Here is a 17,780-nt window from a genome sequence, read left to right on the forward strand (position 1 = left end):
AGCCGGTATGAAAAAGCTGATGCTAAAACCATCGATCTGCCTGCCTGCATTGCTGGCTACCACTGGCACCAAAGCCTGCATTACCTGCAACCGGCAGGTGCAGCAAGCCATTTTCGACAGTGCATTTTACCCCAACCTGGCCCTGATGCTGTCGCCCTTTTTTGTGCTGGCGCTGATTGTGGCCGGGCTTGCAGTTTATTTTAAAAAAGGCCATGCCCGGCGGCAGGGGCTGGCCGGCAGGCAGGTTTTGGCAAATGGGGTGCCGCTGGCTACCGCAGCTTTCGTTCTGGGCATCGGGCTCGGCGGCTTTGCCGATGGCATTGTGCTGCACCAGATTTTACAATGGCACGAAATGTTGTCGGCAAAGATTCCGCCCGATACGCTGGTGAATAAATCGGTTAATATGTTTTGGGATGGCATTTTCCATGCCTTTTGCCTGCTGGTGGTGCTTACCGGGATGGTGATGCTGTGGCGGGTGGGTAAGCGGCCGGATGCAGACCGGTCGGGCTACTTGCTGGCCGGCGGACTGCTGGGCGGCTGGGGTGTGTTCAATATCGTGGAGGGCATTTTAGACCACCAGGTGCTGAAACTGCACAATGTGCGGGAGGTGAGCAGCAGCCCCGAAGCCTGGAACTTTGGGTTCCTGGGTTTTTCCGTTATCCTATTGGGCGTGGGCTGGGCGCTGATGCAAAAACGGATTTGAACCACAAAGACACGAAGGAACGAAGGTGCACTAAGCAAATTCTTTGTGCTTCTTTGTTGCTTCGTGTCTTCGTGGTTCAAAAATTTTACAAACTTCAGAGGCTATTTACCCGCTCAGCCATCAGTTGGCGCACCAGGTCTTCCAGCTCGGAGATGCGTTTTTCCAACTCGGGCAGGTTGCGAAACACGGCCTGGCTGCGCAGGGCGCTGGTATAATCGTATGCAGGAGAACCGGTTACGGTAGCTCCCGGAATTTTCAGTGATTTGCTCACCCCGCTTTGCGCATTGATGCGGCTGCCGTCGGCAATCTGGATATGACCCACCAGGCCGGCCTGTCCGCCGATCATTACATTATCACCAATTTTGGTGGAACCCGAAACGCCTGCCTGCGCTGCAATGGCGGTATTGTTGCCCACTTCTACGTTGTGGGCTATCTGGATCAGGTTGTCGAGCTTGGCGCCGGCCTTGATCACGGTAGAGCCAATTGTTGCGCGGTCGATGGTGGTGTTGGCGCCAATTTCCACGCCGTCTTCAATCACCACGTTGCCAATCTGGGGCACTTTTTTAAACGAGCCGTCCGACTGCGGCGCAAAACCAAAGCCATCCGAACCGATGACGGTGCCGGCGTGGATGGTTACATTATCGCGCAGAATGCAGCCGTAGTAAATGCGTACGCCGGGATGGATCACGCAGTTGTCGCCAATCTGTACATTATCGCCAATGAATGCGTTGGGGTAAATTTTGGTGTTGTTGCCGATCTTGACATTTTCACCGAAATACGCAAAAGCGCCAATAAATACGCCTTCGCCCACTTGCACCGATTGGGGAATAAAGGAAGGCTGCTGGATGCCTTTCATTTGCTGGGTGGCCATTTCCTGGTACTTGCTCAGCAGCAGGGCAAAGGCCGAATAAGCATCAGGTACACGGATCAGCGTGGGCTTTACCGGCTCCTTTAGTTCGTAAGCTTCGTTTAAAATAACGATTGAAGCCTGGGTGGAGTAGAGATAATCTTCGTATTTGGGGTTGGCCAGAAAAGTAAGTTGGTTGTATTGCGCCTCCTCTATTTTTCCAAAGGAATCTACCACGGCATCTGCATTCCCTTCAACTGTTCCTTGAATGATAAAAGAAATCTGGGCGGCTGTAAACTGCATATTTTGTTTGGTGCTAATTCAATAATCAAAAACACATGACCAAAGCTCGTTAGTTTAAACGCCAAATAAGCGTTTTTTATATAACTGGTCGGAAAAAACCGGCTGGCGGAATTTTACCGAAGGTGGCAAAGGTAGTATTTTTTGACAGGGGCCGCCATGTGTTGCAGAATGAGGGCATTGTCCACCTCCGATATATCGGCCACCCGGCCGCTTTTAAAAAGGATTCGAATATGCTCGTTGGCAGGGTTGTAGGTGGTGTTCATAGCCTCGCCGGCAAAAGCCAGGTAAGCCGCCTCATGCTCATTGAGGCGCAGCCGCTCCATTACCGATGCCCGTTTTTGGGCCACCTCTGCCTCTGTAAACGGCGTGTTGCGAAACTCGATCTTCAGCAGGCGCCGGTCGATAAGGCCGCGGCTGAGGCGGCTGAGCACCGGATCGAAGAAGCCGCACCACGATTTGAGGGTGCACAAAATATCGGTATCATCGAGCTGGCAAAAACGCTCCAGGTGTTTTAAAAAATCGCCATCGGGTTTGTGTTCTTTTAAAAAAAAGTTGAGCACCGGCGAGGCCGTGGGCAGGTCGATGCCCGCTGCAACCAGCTCCTGTGCCCGTTCGATGGTGCGTACCAGCATTTTTTCCGCAGCCACCACGGTTTTGTGGAGGTACACCTGCCAGTACATCAGCCGGCGCGCCACCAAAAATTTTTCCACCGAGTAAATGGCTTTTTCCTCCACCATCAGTTCGCCTTCATGCACCACCAGCATTTTCAGGATGCGGTCGTAGCCGATGACGCCTTCCGATACACCGGTGTAAAATGAGTCGCGGCTGAGGTAATCCATTCGGTCCACATCCAGTTGGCCCGACACCAGCTGGTGCAGGAATTTTTTCGGGTATTCGTCTTTAAAAATCTGCATGGCCAGCGAAAGCCTGCCGTCGAGGTTTTCGTTGAGCAATTGCAAAATAAGGATCGAAATTTCCTCGTGGTGCACGCCTCGAATAAGGCGACGCTCCAGGGCATGTGAAAAAGGCCCGTGGCCAATATCGTGGAGCAGGATGGCTATTTTGGCGCCCAGTTCTTCATCTGGTGTAATGTCCACGCCTTTGTTGCGCAGCTCGGTAATGGCCAGTCCCATGAGGTGGTAAGCACCCAGCGAATGGTGCAGGCGGGTGTGCACGGCGCCGGGGTACACCAGCGATGCAAACGCCATTTGGTGAATGCGGCGCAATCGTTGATAGTATGGATGCGAAATAATTTCCATGATCAGCGGGTGATCGATGGTGATAAAGCCATACACGGGGTCGTTGATGATCTTGCGTACCTGCGCCATTCGGATTTTTGAAGTATTGAACAAACAAAAGTACGGGCCAAGGGGGAAAGCGTAAATTTGAACACCTTGAGGTCTTTTTTTGAACCACAAAGACACGAAGGCACAAAGGGAGCACAAAGGATTTTTGTGGAAATGCGAAAGACTGCACACTGCGGTCGATTTGTTTAAAACTTGGTGCTGCTTTGTTTCTCGGTGCCTTAGTGGTTTGAAAAATAAAAACATAAAACAACTCCATGTCGTTAGCCAACATACTTTGGGTAGATGATGAAATAGAAAGCCTACGGTCGCAGAAAATGTTCCTCGAAAACAAGGGGTATGCGGTGCACACCCTTACTAATGGTTTTGACGCCATTGACTATATCAAGGAAAATTTTGTGGACGTGGTGCTCATCGACGAAAGCATGCCGGGCATTACCGGGCTGGAAACACTGGCCAAAATAAAAGAGGTAAACAGCAGCATTCCGGTGGTGCTCATTACCAAAAACGAAACCGAGAACCTGATGGATGATGCCATTGGCAGTCAGATATCGGATTACCTCATCAAACCCGTAAACCCCAACCAGGTGTGGCTGTCGCTGAAAAAGATCATCGACAACCGGCGCCTGGTGGCTGAAAAAACAACCACCGCCTACCAGCAGCAGTTTCGCAACCTGTTTATGGCGCTCAACTCCAACCCCGACCACAACGAGTGGATGGGCATTTACAAACAACTGGTGTATTGGGAGCTAAGCCTGCAGCGGTCCGATTCGCCGGAAATGGTGGAAGTTTTTCAAACCCAGAAAGCCGAGGCCAACACGGAGTTTTTCAAATTTATTTCCCGCAATTACGAAGACTGGATAAAGGGCAAAGGCAGCAAGCCGGTAATGTCGCACACCTTGCTGCGCGAAAAGGTGCTGCCGCAAATTGAAAAAGGCACGCCTACTTTTTTTGTGCTCATCGACAACCTGCGGTTTGACCAATGGCGCACCATACAGCCCATTTTTGCAGAAAGCTTCCGGCTGGTGGAAGAAGATACTTTTTATGCCATTTTGCCCACCGCCACGCATTATGCCCGCAACGCCATTTTTTCTGGCATGCTGCCGGTTGAAATAGAAAAAAAATACCACCAGCAGTGGAAAAACGATGACGAGGAAGGCGGCAAAAACCTGCACGAAGAAGAGTTTTTGCGGTCATACCTGCGCAGCATTGGCGAAGGCAGCATGAAGGTATCGTACACCAAAGTGCTGCACAACCAGGCCGGCCTCGACCTGGTGGCCAACATGCACAACCTGCTGCACAACGACCTGAACGTGATTGTGTACAATTTTGTAGACATGCTGAGCCATGCCCGTACGGAGATGGAAGTGTTGAAAGAGCTGGCCGGCGACGAGGTAAGCTACCGAAGCCTTACGGCTTCGTGGTTTGAGCATTCGCCGCTGCACCAGGCGCTGAAAAAAATTGCTGATAAAAACATAAAAATTTTGCTGGCCACCGACCACGGATCGGTACGGGTAAAAACGCCGGCCAAGGTTATTGGCGATAAGCAAACCACCACCAACCTGCGGTACAAACATGGCCGCAACCTCAATTACGACAGCCGCGACGTGCTGGCCTTCCGCGATCCGAAAGATGCGGGGCTTCCTTCGCCGGCCATTAACTCGTCGTATATTTTTGCGGGTGAAGACACGTATTTATGTTACCCCAATAATTATAACCACTACGTAAATTATTACCGAAATACCTTTCAGCACGGGGGCATTAGTTTGGAGGAAATGATTGTGCCCGTGGTGCAGATGGTGAGCAAGTAGCGGCGGAGAGATTCCATCTCTTATTTTATTATTTAAGCAAAACGGAAAGCACGAACAACAAGCCGACCATTGCAAAAATGACCAAAAAGCGAAAGCCAACCTCCTTTAGTTTTTCTTTTTGTCCGGTTTTCCAAAAATGGTAATACTGCAGGATCAATCCGGCCCACAATGAAGCGATTCCGATCTTGGGCAGCAGAAAAAGTAATTCGCGAAAAAATATACTAAAGACAAGCAGCACCAGTCCGGCCCAAATCAGCACTTTTGAAACTGCCGGCATTTGCGATGAAGGGTTGTTAGTTGCCATCATCTAATTTACAAACAAAATCATATTGATGATTTGCTTCATGCTTTCTGGCGTTGGTGGAGCAGCCTTTTATATAATGTGCAAATGTTTCAGTGCATAGGTTAGCAGCGCCAGCAGGGGTAGTGTAATGAGCAATATTTTCGACGCTAAAATTATTCTTTGCATCGGTTCGGATTTGCCCCTTCGATGTTGCTTGTACACCCACCAAACGCGTAGGGATAAAATCATCAAAGCTATAAAAGGCACCCACGAAATGCCTTTATCTAAAAGGAAGAATAGCATGAGCGACAGCACAAGAATGACCATCGATGGAAAAAACAGGGGATATGTAGTTTTGCGCTTTTCGGTAGGCTCCATGCTTCAATATACAACCAGCCGATGAAAACGGCGAGGTAAGCAAGCGGTTAAAAAGGGATTAACTTTGCAACATTCCGGAACGGCAGCATTATAGGTCAGCGGGGCTGATCGAAATTGTTGCAATCGGCGGCAGTGGTTATGAAATACACACAAAACACACTCAATAAAATAGAAAAGGTCGTGTCCGAGTCGGGCTATATTGTGCGCTACGAACGGGGCACCTTCAATAGCGGCTATTGCATTTTGGAGCAGAAAAAAGTAATTGTGCTCAACAAGTTCCTCACACTTGAAGGCCGCATCAATACCCTCATCGACCTGATTCCGCAACTGGGTTTTGATGCCGAGGCCCTCGGCCCCGAAAGCCGCAAAACCTTTGATGATATTATGACGAGGGTGAAGGAGTAATTTGAAAATGGGGCGATTTGGAGATTTGAAAATGGAGGGATATTAAAGGCATTTAGTTGCATTTTGTATAAACTAATTTGCCCATTTCGACAGGTCATCACCATCCAGTGCAACGCATTTTCTTAAACAATAAGCCACCCCAATAATCAATCATCAGTAATCAATAATTTCCGTCACCCACATTTTCAAATCTTCAAATTCCCCTAATTTTCAAATTTTCCCTTTCCGCCATTGTCTTAACTTGCCGCAGTGAAATGCCCACCCCTTACCATTACATTTTTAGGGACCGGAACCAGCAGTGGCGTACCCATGATTGGCTGTACCTGCGAAGTATGCACGTCGGCCGATAAAAAAGACAACCGCCTGCGTTCTTCCATCTTGGTGCAATCGCCTACTACTACGTTTGTGGTAGATACCACCCCGGATTTCCGGTACCAAATGTTGCGGGCCGGTGTTAAAAACCTTGATGCTGTTTTATTTACCCACCCCCACAAAGATCATATTGCGGGCCTTGATGACGTGCGGGCCTACAACTACCTGCAGCAGCGCACCATGCCGGTGTATGCAAGCCAAATGACCATCGATGGATTGATGCGGGAATTTGCCTATGCGTTTGCCGATAAACGTTATCCCGGCGTGCCGCAAATTGAATTGAACAGCATTACCGATGCGCCTTTTTTTATTGGCGATATACCGGTGCAGCCCATCACCGTTTGGCACTTGCGCATGCCTGTGTACGGGTTTCGGTTTGGGTCATTTACCTACATTACCGATGCCAACCGCATTGATGCGGCGGAGCGGGAAAAGATCAGGGGCAGCCATACCATGGTGCTCAATGCGCTGCGCAACGAGCCGCATATTTCACACTTTACACTCCAAGAAGCCATGACGGTAGTGCGGGAACTGGAAGTGCCGCATGCCTATTTTACCCATATCTCGCACCAGTTGGGGCTGCAAGCCGCCGTAAATGCCGACCTGCCGCAGGGTATGGAACTTGCATACGACGGGCTGGTGCTGCGCTTTGATGCACAAGTGAGCAGAACCCATATGTAACTTGGCCGAAAAGAGGCACAGGGCGGCACAAGCCAAAACATCCTTATTTTTATCCTGCTTATTATGTCCCACGGAATAAGAACCAAACGCATCGCCTGAACGGCTCAATGCTTTTTTAATCCCTTAATCCGCGGTTACCCTTTTAACGATTGCACAATATGAATTTTGAAACATCAGAAGTCAGTATGCAGGTAGCGCATGCTGCCCGTGAATTTGCACAGCAACACATCAAGCCCCACGTAATGGAGTGGGACGAAAGCCAGGAATTTCCCACGCAAATTTTTAAAGAACTCGGTCGCCTGGGTATGATGGGCGTGCTGGTGCCCGAACAGTATGGCGGCGCCGGACTTTCTTATTACGAGTACAAAGCCGTGATCGAAGAAATTGCAAAAGTGGATGGCTCCATCGGCCTGAGTGTGGCGGCACACAACTCGCTGTGCGTAGGTCATATTTTGCTGTTTGGCAACGAAGCACAAAAGCAGCAGTATTTACCTAAACTGGCCACTGCCGAATGGATTGGCGCCTGGGGACTTACAGAAGCCAACACGGGATCGGATGCGGGCAACATGCAGTGCACCGCCACCCGCGACGGCAACAACTGGGTCATCAATGGCACCAAAAACTGGATTACACATGGCAAAAGCGGCGATGTGGCCGTAGTGATTTGCCGCACCGGCGAGCCCCGCGCCAAGAACAACGCCACTGCGTTTATTGTGGACCGCAGCAACCCCGGTTTTAGTGGTGGTAAAAAGGAAAACAAGTTGGGCATGCGGGCTTCCGAAACCGCTGAAATGGTGTTTGAAAACTGCGTGGTGCCCGATGCTGCCCGCCTCGGCGAAGTAGGTGATGGTTTTAAGCAATCGCTTAAAGTGCTGGATGGTGGCCGCATTTCCATTGCATCACTAGCGCTGGGCATTGCCAAAGGCGCTTACCAAGCGGCGCTCAAATATGCACAGGAGCGCCACCAGTTCGATAAGCCCATCGCTTCGTTCCAGGGCATTTCATTTAAGCTGGCCGATATGGCTACTGAAATTGAAGCTGCCGACTTGCTTACCCTGCAGGCCTGCGACCTGAAAATGCGCGGCGAGCCCATGACCAAAGAAGCAGCCATGGCTAAATATTATGCATCGGAAGTGTCGGTGCGGGTGGCTAATGATGCGGTGCAAATCTTTGGCGGTTATGGCTACACCAAAGATTTCCCGGTAGAAAAATTTTACCGCGATGCTAAGCTCTGCACCATCGGCGAAGGCACCAGCGAAATCCAGAAAGTGGTTATTTCAAGGGAAATCCTGAAGTAGTTTTTTGTTTGATCTCTTTTGCACTTTATTATAAGCCTGAGCAAACTTCTAAAGCTTCCATCTCTCAAAGCGATGGAAGCTTTTTTTATGTGGCCGGCTGTGGTATTACTATGGGGCGCCTGTTGCGTCGCACTCTTGTACGTTCTGTAAATCTATTGAATTCTTTATTTGCATTTGTAGTTACCTCTTGCCGTTCATTAGCTGTCATGCCGAACTTGTTTCGGCATCTCCTGCATCTCGCGGAGTTTACAAAAGCACAAGGGGATGCCGAAACAAGTTCGGCATGACAAACACTAATGACACCCAGCGACCTACTCCACCGCTGATATACTGCTCTTTGTCTCCCGAGCATGATTTTGCTTGTCATCCTGAGCGCAGCGAAGGATCTGAGTCCGCACCAACTGTACGCTTTGCCTGACCCGGATGCTTCGCTACGCTCAGCATGACAGGCAAAGGCTGCCGCTTAGCACATGCTTTTATTTAACGGGTTGAAAAAGGTAGGCAAAATGAGCACCTAAAACAAAAGAAAGCTTCTGAACACTAATGCTAAAACCTATCTCCCGTTACGCTTTCACCTTTTGCCTGGTGCCCAAAACAAAGTACAACAACGTTCCCAACGCTGGCACCAGAATTACAATCAACACCCAAACAACCTTGTTGATGCTGTCCTGAAATCGTCTCCGGACAATGTCCGCCAATGCGACTAAGGGTAATAAAAGAACAACGAGAATGAAGACGAACTCAATAGGTGCTAACGAAGCGATGTGTTTTGGTTTGGTGTTATTTTGTTGCCGCTGTGAATGGGATTTACCACGATCAATTTTTCATCAATCGTTCTTTGCCAGCGTATAGCCGAAGAAAGATAGACACAATAAAATTAATATGGTTGATTAATGATGATTTAGCCGCTTAATGCGACAATGTTTTTTGCTTGTCATGCTGAGCGCAGCGAAGCATCTGGGTGTTGCAAAGGAGGGACGATGAAATAAAAGGCAAACTTCATGATGCCTGAGAGTCATTCTGGTGCCCACTCAGATCCTTCGCTGCGCTCAGGATGACAAAGGCCAGAGCGGGCAACGAAATGAAAAAGTAATGAAAGTGTTGGCTTTGGTATTTGTTCAATGGTAAAATTTGCCCAACAGAATTACCGAACGATGCAGTGTGCGACGCAACAGGTGCTGAATACTATAATGAAAGCTGGGTACATAAAAAATGCTACCCTGTGAAAGGTAGCTGTGTATCTAGAAGTTCACTTAAGTAAGTCCCGCTGTTTACAAACCATCAAGAAGCTTTACAAAAACGCAGCTTCGTCTTCCACGCGATGGGGAAGTGCGCCATCGCCGCCAGCCATGTTGGCCGTTTGCATGTGCACCAGCTTATAATAATACCCGCCTTTTTTCAGGAGCTCGTCGTGGGTGCCGCGTTCCACAATGCGGCCGCGTTGCAGCACCACTATTTCATCGGCGTGGCGAATGGTGCTGAGGCGGTGCGCAATAATAATGGAGGTGCGGTTTTGCATCATGTTGTTGATGGCATCCTGCACCAGCCGTTCGCTTTCGGTATCCAGCGATGAAGTGGCCTCGTCGAGGATAAGAATCGGCGGGTTTTTTACCAGGGCCCGCGCAATGGTGAGGCGCTGGCGTTCGCCGCCGCTTAGCTTAGTGCCGCGGTCGCCCACATTGGTTTCGTAGCCCAGCTCTTTTTTAATGATAAAATTATGCGCATTGGCCACTTTGGCGGCGGCCTCCAGTTCGTCGCGGCTGGCGGTTTGCTTGCCAATCTGCAGGTTGGCGGCAATGGTATCGTTGAACAAAATGGGCTCTTGCGTAACAATGGAAATCTGGTCGCGAACCGACTGCAACGAATATTCCCTGATGTTGGTGCCATCAATCAGCAGCTCGCCATCGGTTACATCATGAAAACGGGGCACCAGGTCGGCCAGGGTGCTTTTGCCGGCACCGGATGCACCCACCAGTGCAACGGTTTTTCCTTTTTCAATTGTGAGGTTGATGTTTTGCAAAATGGGCACGCCTTCGTACGAAAACGAAACATTGCGCAGCTCGATGGACCGGTTGAACTGCGGCAACATTTTGCCGCCGGCATTATCGTCGATAATGTTGGGCGCATTCAGCACTTCTTCAATGCGGGCAATGGCGGCACTGCCTTTTTGCATGTTGCTGAACGAAGTGGACAGCGTTTTTGCAGGGTTAATAATATTATACACCAGCACCAGGTAGCCAATGAAAGAAGAAGCCTCGAGGTCGATGCCGCTGCTCAGCACCAGGCGGCCGCCAAAATACAGGATGCCGCAAAAAACCACTACGCCCAAAAATTCGGAAGTGGGAGAGGCCATGTCGCGGCGGGTGATGATGCGGTTTTTGGCCGCCAGCAGCTCGTTGTTGATGCGGAAAAAACGGCCGCGCAGCAGGTTTTCTACATTAAACGCTTTGATCACCCGCAAGCCAGAAAGGGTTTCATCGAGCACCGATACCGACTCTGCATATTTTTCGGCCGCCTCGGTGGAGTTGGTGCGCAGCGACCGAGAAACGCGGCCCAGTATGAGGCCCACAAACGGAATGACTAAGAGCAGGAAAACCGTAAGCCGCGGGCTGATGTAAAACAGCACCGCGAAGTTGATGATGATGGTGAGCGGGTCGCGGATCCAGCCTTCGAGGGTGCCCACCACAGAAGCTTCCACTTCGCCGATGTCGTTGGTAATGCGGCTGATGAGGTCGCCTTTTTTCTTTTCGGTAAAATAGGCAATGGGCAGTTGCAGTATTTTATTATACAGGTCGGCACGCAGGCTGTTTACCACCCGGTTTTTGAGTGGATTTAAAATATACAGCGACAGGTAAAGGAACAGGTTTTTGAAAAAAATGGACCCGATGATGAGCAGGCAAATCCAACCGAGGGTAACCATTTTGCCTTCGAGCCCACCGCCTGCCGATTGCATGGCCTGGAGCAAAAAGTTGCGGATGGCATCTACCACGGCGTTGTCGCTGTTTTCTACCAGCGCTGTGGTGGAGCCGCCTTTTTCGCCGTAAAAAATAAGTTCCAGAAACGGCATCAACATGCCCAGCGACACAATGGAAAAGAGGATGGACAGCACGGTGAACAGAAAATACAAAAAGATCTGTCCTTTATAATGGCCGAGGTATTTTAAGATCCGGGCGTATTGCTTCATGGTAAACGGTTCGCCAATTCAGGGGTTCGCCAGGGCACAAATGGGAGGGATGGTTGCGAAATAACAGCCAACTCGTGAACTTTTAAAAACTTGTGAACCAGTGAACTCCCGCTGTTGCGGGTGGGAACGGCGCAAAAGTAGCTATTTTTACACCCAATAAAATGGTTAAACTATGCAGGAAGGTAAAAGGCAAAAGCAGGTGGGAAGCCTGTTGCAGGAAGAGTTGAGCGGCATTTTCCAGCGGCTGGGCATCAATATCATTGACGGCGCGATGGTTTCCATTTCGTCGGTAAAAATAACCCCCGACCTCCTGGAGGCACGGGCTTACCTGAGCATTTTCAATGCAGCCGACCCTAAGGCGCTGCTGAAAAAAATAGAGGAACGCAAGTGGGAAGTGAAAAAAGAACTGGCTGCCCAGGTAAAACAACAGCTGCGGCGCATACCCGAACTGAAATTTTTCCTCGACGATACCCTCGATCATGTGTTCCGGATGGAAGAACTGTTCAAACAAATTAAAACCGACGAACAACCGGGAGCGGAAGGAAAAGAATAACGAACAAGGAACAGATGAATGAAGAAGGAGAATGATGAATTATTGATTATGAATTATTAATTATTGGGGTCGTTCCAAATTCATAGCTCATAATTCATCATTTATAATTCCCAATCCGTTGGCTGTTCCAATTCGTCATTCAACATTCCTTGTTCCTTGTTCGATATTCTTAAAAGACTTCATCTGTTCCTTGTTCGTCTGTTCATCTGTTCGATATGCTCCCTCCAGTTCTAAATCTTTAACACCTATTCATTGAACTTCCTCTTCGCCTGGCGCTATTTCAAGGCTAAAAAATCCACCAATGCCATCAATGTTATTTCGTGGATTTCCATTGTGGCCATTACCATTGGCACGGCGGCGCTGATATTGGTGTTGAGCGTGTTCAATGGGTTCGAGGGGTTGGTGAAGTCGCTGTATTCTTCATTTTACCCCGACATTCGCATTGGCCCCGCCGCGGGAAAAGTGCTGACGCTTACACCCGAGCAGGTACAGCGGCTGCGGGCGGTACCCGGCGTGCTGCACCTATCATTGGTGGCCGAAGAAAAAGCGCTGTTGCAAAACGGTGATTACCAATCGATGATTTACCTCAAAGGGGTGGATAAGGAATACACACAGGTGACCGGCATTGCAGGGCATGTAATAAAAGGGTCTTTTCAAACAGGTACTGCTGAGGATCCATTGCTGGTATTAGGCGGTGTGGTAGAAAATGCTGTGGGCGTGCAAAGCGACCGCAACCTGGCGCCGCTGGTGGTGTACCTGCCGCGCAAAACGGAGATCAACGTGTCCAACCCGCTCGATGCGGTGTCGTCGGATACCATCAATACGGCCGGCGCTTTTTTGATCCAACAGGAATTTGATTCCAAATATGCACTCACCAATCTGGATTTTATCAAAACCATGATGCAGTTGGGGCCGGAGCAGTACGGAGCGGTGGAAATAAGCCTGGTGCCCGGCGCAGATGAAGAAAAGGTGCAACGGGCAGTACAGGCTCAGGTGGGCGGGGCCTACCGGGTAGAAACCCGCTACCAGCAGAACCAAAGCCTTTACTCGGTGATGCGGGTGGAAAAATGGGCCATTTACGCCATTCTTTCACTGATATTGGTGGTTGCAGCCTTTAATATGATTGGCGCCCTTACCATGCTGGTGCTCGAAAAAAAGCAGGACATCAATGTGCTCCATGCCCTGGGTGCCAGCCAGCGCCTTATTCGCCGCATTTTTTTAACCGAAGGGCTGCTGTTGGGCATTATTGGCGGAGGCACCGGCATGCTGCTGGCGCTTTTGCTGGCCCTGATGCAGGTAAACCTAAAGCTGATTCCCTTAGAGGGCAGCAGTTTCCTGATCGATTATTTCCCGGTGCAATTGTCCATTTATGATTTTCTGCTGGTGGGTGCCACCGTTTTATTGATTGCGTTGTTGGCTTCATGGGTGCCTGCAGCCCGGGCAGCGCGGCAGCAAGGGGTGTTGCGTGAAGAGTAATGAATTTGTTTCAGGACTTTTCTACCCCATTTTCGGTTGGGTATCCCATTTATGCGCAACAAATTGTGGCTAATTAATTTTTTTGTGGAAAAATAAGTTAGGGGCAAATGCGGGCTGGGGCAAGTGTTTTCGACTATCCTGCAAATAAAGCCCGACCTTGCGCCCTGTATGGCATAATATTTATGCTGTTGCACCTGCTTTTTGGTGGAGCCAAATCCCGGATCAAACGGTAAGCGATTATAATTTTTAATCGCAGATTTCCAAGCCATTTTTCCCTTTTCCGGGTGAGATTTCAAAAAAAAGTAATGTCATTCTAAAAAGGGTTGCACCTTTGCGTTTATTTTTGCATCAAAGCCTGCGCTATGTTGAACTTGCTTTTGACCGGATCAATTGCTTTTATTATTACGTTCTTTGCCATCCCGGCAATCATCAAAATTGCAGAAGCAAAAAGGCTTTTCGACATTCCTGATGCCCGGAAAATTCATAAAAAACCCATCGCCTCACTGGGCGGTGTAGGCATTTTTACCGGCTTTTTCCTGGCCGATCTCTTGTTTATCTCCAGCCATCAATACCCCGAGTTTCAATATTTCTTTGCTGCAGCCATCGTCATCTTTTTCCTTGGACTAAAAGATGATATACTGATCATTACGGCCACTAAAAAGTTTGTGGGCCAGATATCAGCGGCGGCTATTATCATTCATTTGGGCGGACTTCAAATCGACAGCATGCACGGCTTGTTTGGCGTGCACCAACTGCCGCAGTCATTTAGTTTGGCCTTAAGCTACCTTACTATTATCCTTATTATCAATGCCTACAACCTGATTGACGGTGTGGACGGGCTGGCCGGTATGCTGGGCCTGCTCACCATGTCGGTGTTTGGTATCTATTTTTATATCGCCGGAATGGAGGCGTATTCGCTGCTGGCATTTTCGCTGGGCGGCAGCCTGCTGGCCTTTTTAATTTTTAACCACCACCCCGCCAAGATTTTTATGGGCGACAGCGGCTCGTTGATGGTGGGTCTCTTTAATGCCATCCTGGTGTTGAAATTTATTTCGGTGGCCGAAACCCCTGCGGTTCCGGTGCCAGTTGAGTCGGTAGTGCCGGTTGGTATTTCCATACTCATGATTCCGCTGCTCGATACCATCCGGGTATTCAGTATCCGCATCTTCAGCGGCCGGTCGCCTTTTTCGCCCGACCGTAACCATATTCACCACCTGTTGCTCGACAAAGGGCTGAGCCACAAGCATGTGGCGCTGGCCTGCTTGCTGCTCAACACGTTCTTTATTTCCCTGGCTTATTTTGGCCGCGGCCTTGGCCCAACGGTGCTTACCTGCACGCTGATAACGGTAGCATTCGGGTTTCTGGGTGTGCTTATTTATTACAAAAAGCCATTTATTAGCCGCACTGTGCCGCTGCCTGCTCATCGTTCCAGCATTGGTACGCAGGCTCATACTACGCCTGTTGCTTCGAAAGTGGTTGCCATCAATTCGGAAAAGGCCAGCGCTGTGTCGGTAGCCGAATAAATGGATCAATATATTTTAAAAAAGCTGTTGCTGCTGGCAACGGCTTTTTTTATTGTACAAAGCCGTTGTGTTTGAAAAGGGGAGGTTTAGGGGTGGTATTTGTGCCTTGTTCATTAGATTTGTGGCCATATAAAAAACGCAAGTATGTCAGAAGAAGTGTCGTTAACTCTTGAGATGGCAGAAGATTCGATGCAAAAAGCCATCAATCACCTGGAAGTGGAACTGGCTAAGATCCGTGCCGGTAAAGCCAACCCGCAGATGCTTGATGGAATCATGGTAGATTATTATGGTTCGGCCACGCCGCTGGCCCAGGTGGGCAATATCAGTGTGATGGACGCCCGTACGCTGACTATTCAGCCTTGGGAACGCAATATGCTGCAGCCCATCGAACGGGCCATCATCAATTCCAATATTGGCATCAACCCCCAGAACGACGGTAACTATATCCGCCTGTTTTTGCCACCGCTTACCGAAGAGCGCCGCCGCGAACTGGTAAAGCGTTGCCAGGGCGAAGGCGAACACTCCAAAGTGTCGATCCGCAATGTGCGCCGCGATGCCATTGAAAGCATTAAAAAGATGCAGAAAAATGGCCTGAGCGAAGACGCTGCCAAAGACGCCGAAGCCGACATCCAAGAGGTAACCAATAAATACATTGCTCTGGTGGATAAACACCTGGAGAAGAAAGAGAAAGAAATTATGGCGGTGTAGGGAATTTGGAAGACGGAAGTCCGAAGACAGACAGGAGAGACAGTAAAGACCGGAAAGAGTTTTCTCAAATAGAATATTGTCCTACAGGTATGAAGCCAAATGCATCATGCCTGTAGGACTTTTCTTTTTAGCCCGCTGCCCTTTCTTCCGACTTCGGACCTCGGACTTCCGACTTTTCCCCTTTCTTCCTATTCGCCACCCATACCCCAGTGAGGATTAGCACCAGGCAGGCTACCTGCATCCCCGAAACAGGTTCGTTATCCAGCACGCCCCAGCCAAGAGCCACCACCGGGATGCCATACGTAACCAGCGAAGCAAACAAGGCACCGGCCCTTTTGATCAGGGCATAAAACAGCACCGTAGCCACCGCACTGCCCATGATGCCCAGCAACGCAACAGCACCAATGGACTGGCGGCCGATGCCGCTTTGCCACAGCGGCGCAAACGCATTTTGCTGCAGTGCTACAATGGCTGCAGGGATGGCCATGCCCGCCAGGGACACAGTAGCCATGCGCAATGGATTCAGGTCTTTAAGGTAACGGGCAGCCAGGTGCACATTGATGGCGTACATCAGCGTGGCGAGCAGTATCAGGGAAGCATAACCGCCATTTTGCAGCGAAATGCCGCCTTTGGCAAGCGTGAGCAGCAGCAGACCGGCAAAGCCAATGGTCACGCCAATCAGCTTTTGCTGTTGCAGCCCTGTTTTAAAAAATAGCGCACCGAGTATTACGGTCAGCAGCGGCGTCAGCGAATTGAGGATGCCCGCCAGCGCCGAATCAATTTTATTATCAATCGCAATGGCAAATAAAAAGGCCGGCAACAGGTTGCCCAGCAAACCCGATAGCAACACCAGCGGAATTTTGCGGCGCTGCATTTTACCAATATGCGCAATGGCAAAGGGAAAGAAAATCAGGCCGGCGAAGAAAATACGCAGGGCACCGATCTGGATGCCGTCCAGGCCTTGCCGGCTCCATTTCATTAAAATAAAAGAGCTGCCCCAGATCAGTGATAACAGTATAAACAGCACCCAGTTGACCAGCCTTTGGTTGTGCATCATTGTGGTGCAAAATTGCGGGCATTTTAGCACACGCCTTTGTCATTTTTACAAAAATGACCTTTGCCTTAGCGTGGCACATTTTTGCAACACCGGCTTGGACCGATTATTTTAATCTCAGCTTTAAACCCATTGCCATGTACCAACTTTCCGAAATATCGACCCGGGCACCCAAGGACCTGGAAAAAGATGATGTAAAAGAAGCCACTGCCAAATTGCTCGACGAACTGGATGAACTGCAAAACCTGTTGTACGCCGAGGCCAAACATTCCATTTTGGTGGTGTTGCAGGCCCCCGATGCAGGCGGCAAGGACGGCGCCATCCGCAAAGTATTTGGCCGCATCAACCCGCAGGGGGTGCGGGTGCAATCGTTTAAAAAGCCCACCGAAGAAGAGCTGGCGCATGATTTTTTATGGCGCATTCACCAGCATGCACCGCAGCGCGGCATGATCCAGGTGTTCAACCGGTCGCATTATGAGGATGTGCTGATTACCCGGGTGCATGGCCTTATTGATGATGCAACAGCGCATCGGCGCTTCAAAACCATCAATCATTTTGAACAAATGTTACGGGAGGAAAACAACACGCAGATCCTGAAATTTTACTTGCACATTTCGCCGGAAGAACAGCGCGAACGCCTGGAAGAACGCATGCACATTCCGCGCAAAATGTGGAAATACAACGATGCTGATTTTAAGGAAGCCGAACGCTGGGATGATTACCGCAAGGCCTACGAAGACATTTTTGAGCATTGCAATAAAATACCCTGGACCATTGTACCCTCGGACCAAAACTGGTATAAAGAACACCTGATTGCCGCCAAACTGCACGAAACGCTTACCGGTCTGAAGATGGAATATCCCCTGCTGCCCACACATCGCCTTTGAAAATAAAGTT

Annotated in this window: 16 protein-coding genes; 10 read left to right on the plus strand and 6 right to left on the minus strand. The window is 49.7% G+C overall.

What is annotated here, in order from left to right:
* The first annotated feature begins 7 nt into the window (after positions 1–7).
* Positions 8–703, plus strand: a complete 696-nt coding sequence (locus tag DRJ53_RS11675; protein ID WP_206609765.1) for a DUF2243 domain-containing protein — start codon at positions 8–10, stop codon at positions 701–703.
* Positions 704–797: 94 nt separating this feature from the next.
* Here DRJ53_RS11675 and lpxD read toward each other — a convergent pair whose 3' ends face one another.
* Positions 798–1,853: a UDP-3-O-(3-hydroxymyristoyl)glucosamine N-acyltransferase gene (gene lpxD / locus DRJ53_RS11680; protein ID WP_114235816.1), complete on the minus strand. Its 1,056-nt coding sequence runs from the start codon at positions 1,851–1,853 to the stop codon at positions 798–800.
* A 113-nt stretch (positions 1,854–1,966) separates the two neighbouring features.
* On the minus strand, positions 1,967–3,181 hold the full coding sequence (locus tag DRJ53_RS11685) for an HD domain-containing protein (RefSeq protein WP_114235817.1): 1,215 nt from the start codon (positions 3,179–3,181) through the stop codon (positions 1,967–1,969).
* Between the two features lie 233 nt (positions 3,182–3,414).
* On the opposite strand from DRJ53_RS11685, the gene porX reads away from it, so the two are divergent.
* The gene (gene porX, locus DRJ53_RS11690; protein WP_114235818.1) at positions 3,415–4,968 is read left to right on the plus strand and encodes a T9SS response regulator signal transducer PorX; all 1,554 of its coding nucleotides are present in this window, start codon (positions 3,415–3,417) and stop codon (positions 4,966–4,968) included.
* 293 nt (positions 4,969–5,261) lie between these two features.
* On the opposite strand, the gene DRJ53_RS21125 is transcribed toward porX, so the two are convergent.
* Positions 5,262–5,522: a hypothetical protein gene (locus DRJ53_RS21125; RefSeq protein WP_123893531.1), complete on the minus strand. Its 261-nt coding sequence runs from the start codon at positions 5,520–5,522 to the stop codon at positions 5,262–5,264.
* Positions 5,523–5,767: 245 nt separating this feature from the next.
* Here DRJ53_RS21125 and DRJ53_RS11705 point away from each other — a divergent pair, with 245 nt between their 5' ends.
* From DRJ53_RS11705 to DRJ53_RS11715, 3 genes are all read left to right on the plus strand, one after another.
* Complete coding sequence (locus DRJ53_RS11705; protein ID WP_114235821.1) at positions 5,768–6,034, plus strand: hypothetical protein; 267 nt, start codon at positions 5,768–5,770, stop codon at positions 6,032–6,034.
* A gap of 249 nt (positions 6,035–6,283) precedes the next feature.
* Positions 6,284–7,087, plus strand: coding sequence for an MBL fold metallo-hydrolase (locus DRJ53_RS11710; RefSeq protein WP_114235822.1), 804 nt, complete (start codon positions 6,284–6,286; stop codon positions 7,085–7,087).
* Positions 7,088–7,272: 185 nt separating this feature from the next.
* Positions 7,273–8,385, plus strand: coding sequence for an acyl-CoA dehydrogenase family protein (locus DRJ53_RS11715; RefSeq protein WP_241558527.1), 1,113 nt, complete (start codon positions 7,273–7,275; stop codon positions 8,383–8,385).
* Between the two features lie 563 nt (positions 8,386–8,948).
* On the opposite strand, the gene DRJ53_RS21880 is transcribed toward DRJ53_RS11715, so the two are convergent.
* Both DRJ53_RS21880 and DRJ53_RS11725 read right to left on the minus strand, forming a co-directional pair.
* Positions 8,949–9,083: a PLDc N-terminal domain-containing protein gene (locus DRJ53_RS21880; protein WP_162303860.1), complete on the minus strand. Its 135-nt coding sequence runs from the start codon at positions 9,081–9,083 to the stop codon at positions 8,949–8,951.
* A gap of 593 nt (positions 9,084–9,676) precedes the next feature.
* The gene (locus DRJ53_RS11725; RefSeq protein WP_114235825.1) at positions 9,677–11,569 is read right to left on the minus strand and encodes an ABC transporter ATP-binding protein; all 1,893 of its coding nucleotides are present in this window, start codon (positions 11,567–11,569) and stop codon (positions 9,677–9,679) included.
* Positions 11,570–11,741: 172 nt separating this feature from the next.
* On the opposite strand from DRJ53_RS11725, the gene rbfA reads away from it, so the two are divergent.
* From rbfA to frr, 4 genes are all read left to right on the plus strand, one after another.
* Positions 11,742–12,122 (plus strand): 30S ribosome-binding factor RbfA, encoded by a 381-nt coding sequence (gene rbfA / locus DRJ53_RS11730; RefSeq protein WP_114235826.1) that lies wholly within the window; start codon positions 11,742–11,744, stop codon positions 12,120–12,122.
* 252 nt (positions 12,123–12,374) lie between these two features.
* A complete protein-coding gene (locus tag DRJ53_RS11735) occupies positions 12,375–13,598 on the plus strand; it encodes an FtsX-like permease family protein (protein WP_114235827.1) in 1,224 nt (407 codons plus the stop codon).
* Between the two features lie 362 nt (positions 13,599–13,960).
* Positions 13,961–15,121, plus strand: a complete 1,161-nt coding sequence (locus tag DRJ53_RS11740) for a glycosyltransferase family 4 protein (protein ID WP_114235828.1) — start codon at positions 13,961–13,963, stop codon at positions 15,119–15,121.
* 144 nt (positions 15,122–15,265) lie between these two features.
* Positions 15,266–15,829 (plus strand): ribosome recycling factor, encoded by a 564-nt coding sequence (frr, locus tag DRJ53_RS11745; protein ID WP_114235829.1) that lies wholly within the window; start codon positions 15,266–15,268, stop codon positions 15,827–15,829.
* Between the two features lie 127 nt (positions 15,830–15,956).
* Here the strand turns inward: frr and DRJ53_RS11750 are convergent, their stop codons facing one another.
* Positions 15,957–16,886 (minus strand): DMT family transporter, encoded by a 930-nt coding sequence (locus DRJ53_RS11750; protein ID WP_114235830.1) that lies wholly within the window; start codon positions 16,884–16,886, stop codon positions 15,957–15,959.
* A 77-nt stretch (positions 16,887–16,963) separates the two neighbouring features.
* Here DRJ53_RS11750 and DRJ53_RS11755 point away from each other — a divergent pair, with 77 nt between their 5' ends.
* On the plus strand, positions 16,964–17,770 hold the full coding sequence (locus tag DRJ53_RS11755; protein ID WP_277749276.1) for a PPK2 family polyphosphate kinase: 807 nt from the start codon (positions 16,964–16,966) through the stop codon (positions 17,768–17,770).
* Positions 17,771–17,780 lie beyond the last annotated feature (10 nt).

The sequence above is a fragment of the Paracnuella aquatica genome, from assembly GCF_003332885.2.
In the GTDB taxonomy this organism is placed as follows: Bacteria; Bacteroidota; Bacteroidia; order Chitinophagales; family Chitinophagaceae; genus Flavisolibacter; species Flavisolibacter aquaticus.

What these genes read in the sequence shown, in the direction of transcription:
- DRJ53_RS11740 (WP_114235828.1), top strand. Translation starts at nt 13,961, where the DNA reads ATGTTGAACTTGCTTTTGACCGGATCAATTGCTTTTATTATTACGTTC.
- DRJ53_RS11685 (WP_114235817.1), bottom strand. Translation starts at nt 3,181, where the DNA reads ATGGCGCAGGTACGCAAGATCATCAACGACCCCGTGTATGGCTTTATC.
- DRJ53_RS11675 (WP_206609765.1), top strand. Translation starts at nt 8, where the DNA reads ATGAAAAAGCTGATGCTAAAACCATCGATCTGCCTGCCTGCATTGCTG.
- DRJ53_RS11725 (WP_114235825.1), bottom strand. Translation starts at nt 11,569, where the DNA reads ATGAAGCAATACGCCCGGATCTTAAAATACCTCGGCCATTATAAAGGA.
- rbfA (WP_114235826.1), top strand. Translation starts at nt 11,742, where the DNA reads ATGCAGGAAGGTAAAAGGCAAAAGCAGGTGGGAAGCCTGTTGCAGGAA.
- DRJ53_RS11750 (WP_114235830.1), bottom strand. Translation starts at nt 16,886, where the DNA reads ATGATGCACAACCAAAGGCTGGTCAACTGGGTGCTGTTTATACTGTTA.
- DRJ53_RS11705 (WP_114235821.1), top strand. Translation starts at nt 5,768, where the DNA reads ATGAAATACACACAAAACACACTCAATAAAATAGAAAAGGTCGTGTCC.
- DRJ53_RS11715 (WP_241558527.1), top strand. Translation starts at nt 7,273, where the DNA reads ATGCAGGTAGCGCATGCTGCCCGTGAATTTGCACAGCAACACATCAAG.
- porX (WP_114235818.1), top strand. Translation starts at nt 3,415, where the DNA reads ATGTCGTTAGCCAACATACTTTGGGTAGATGATGAAATAGAAAGCCTA.
- frr (WP_114235829.1), top strand. Translation starts at nt 15,266, where the DNA reads ATGTCAGAAGAAGTGTCGTTAACTCTTGAGATGGCAGAAGATTCGATG.
- lpxD (WP_114235816.1), bottom strand. Translation starts at nt 1,853, where the DNA reads ATGCAGTTTACAGCCGCCCAGATTTCTTTTATCATTCAAGGAACAGTT.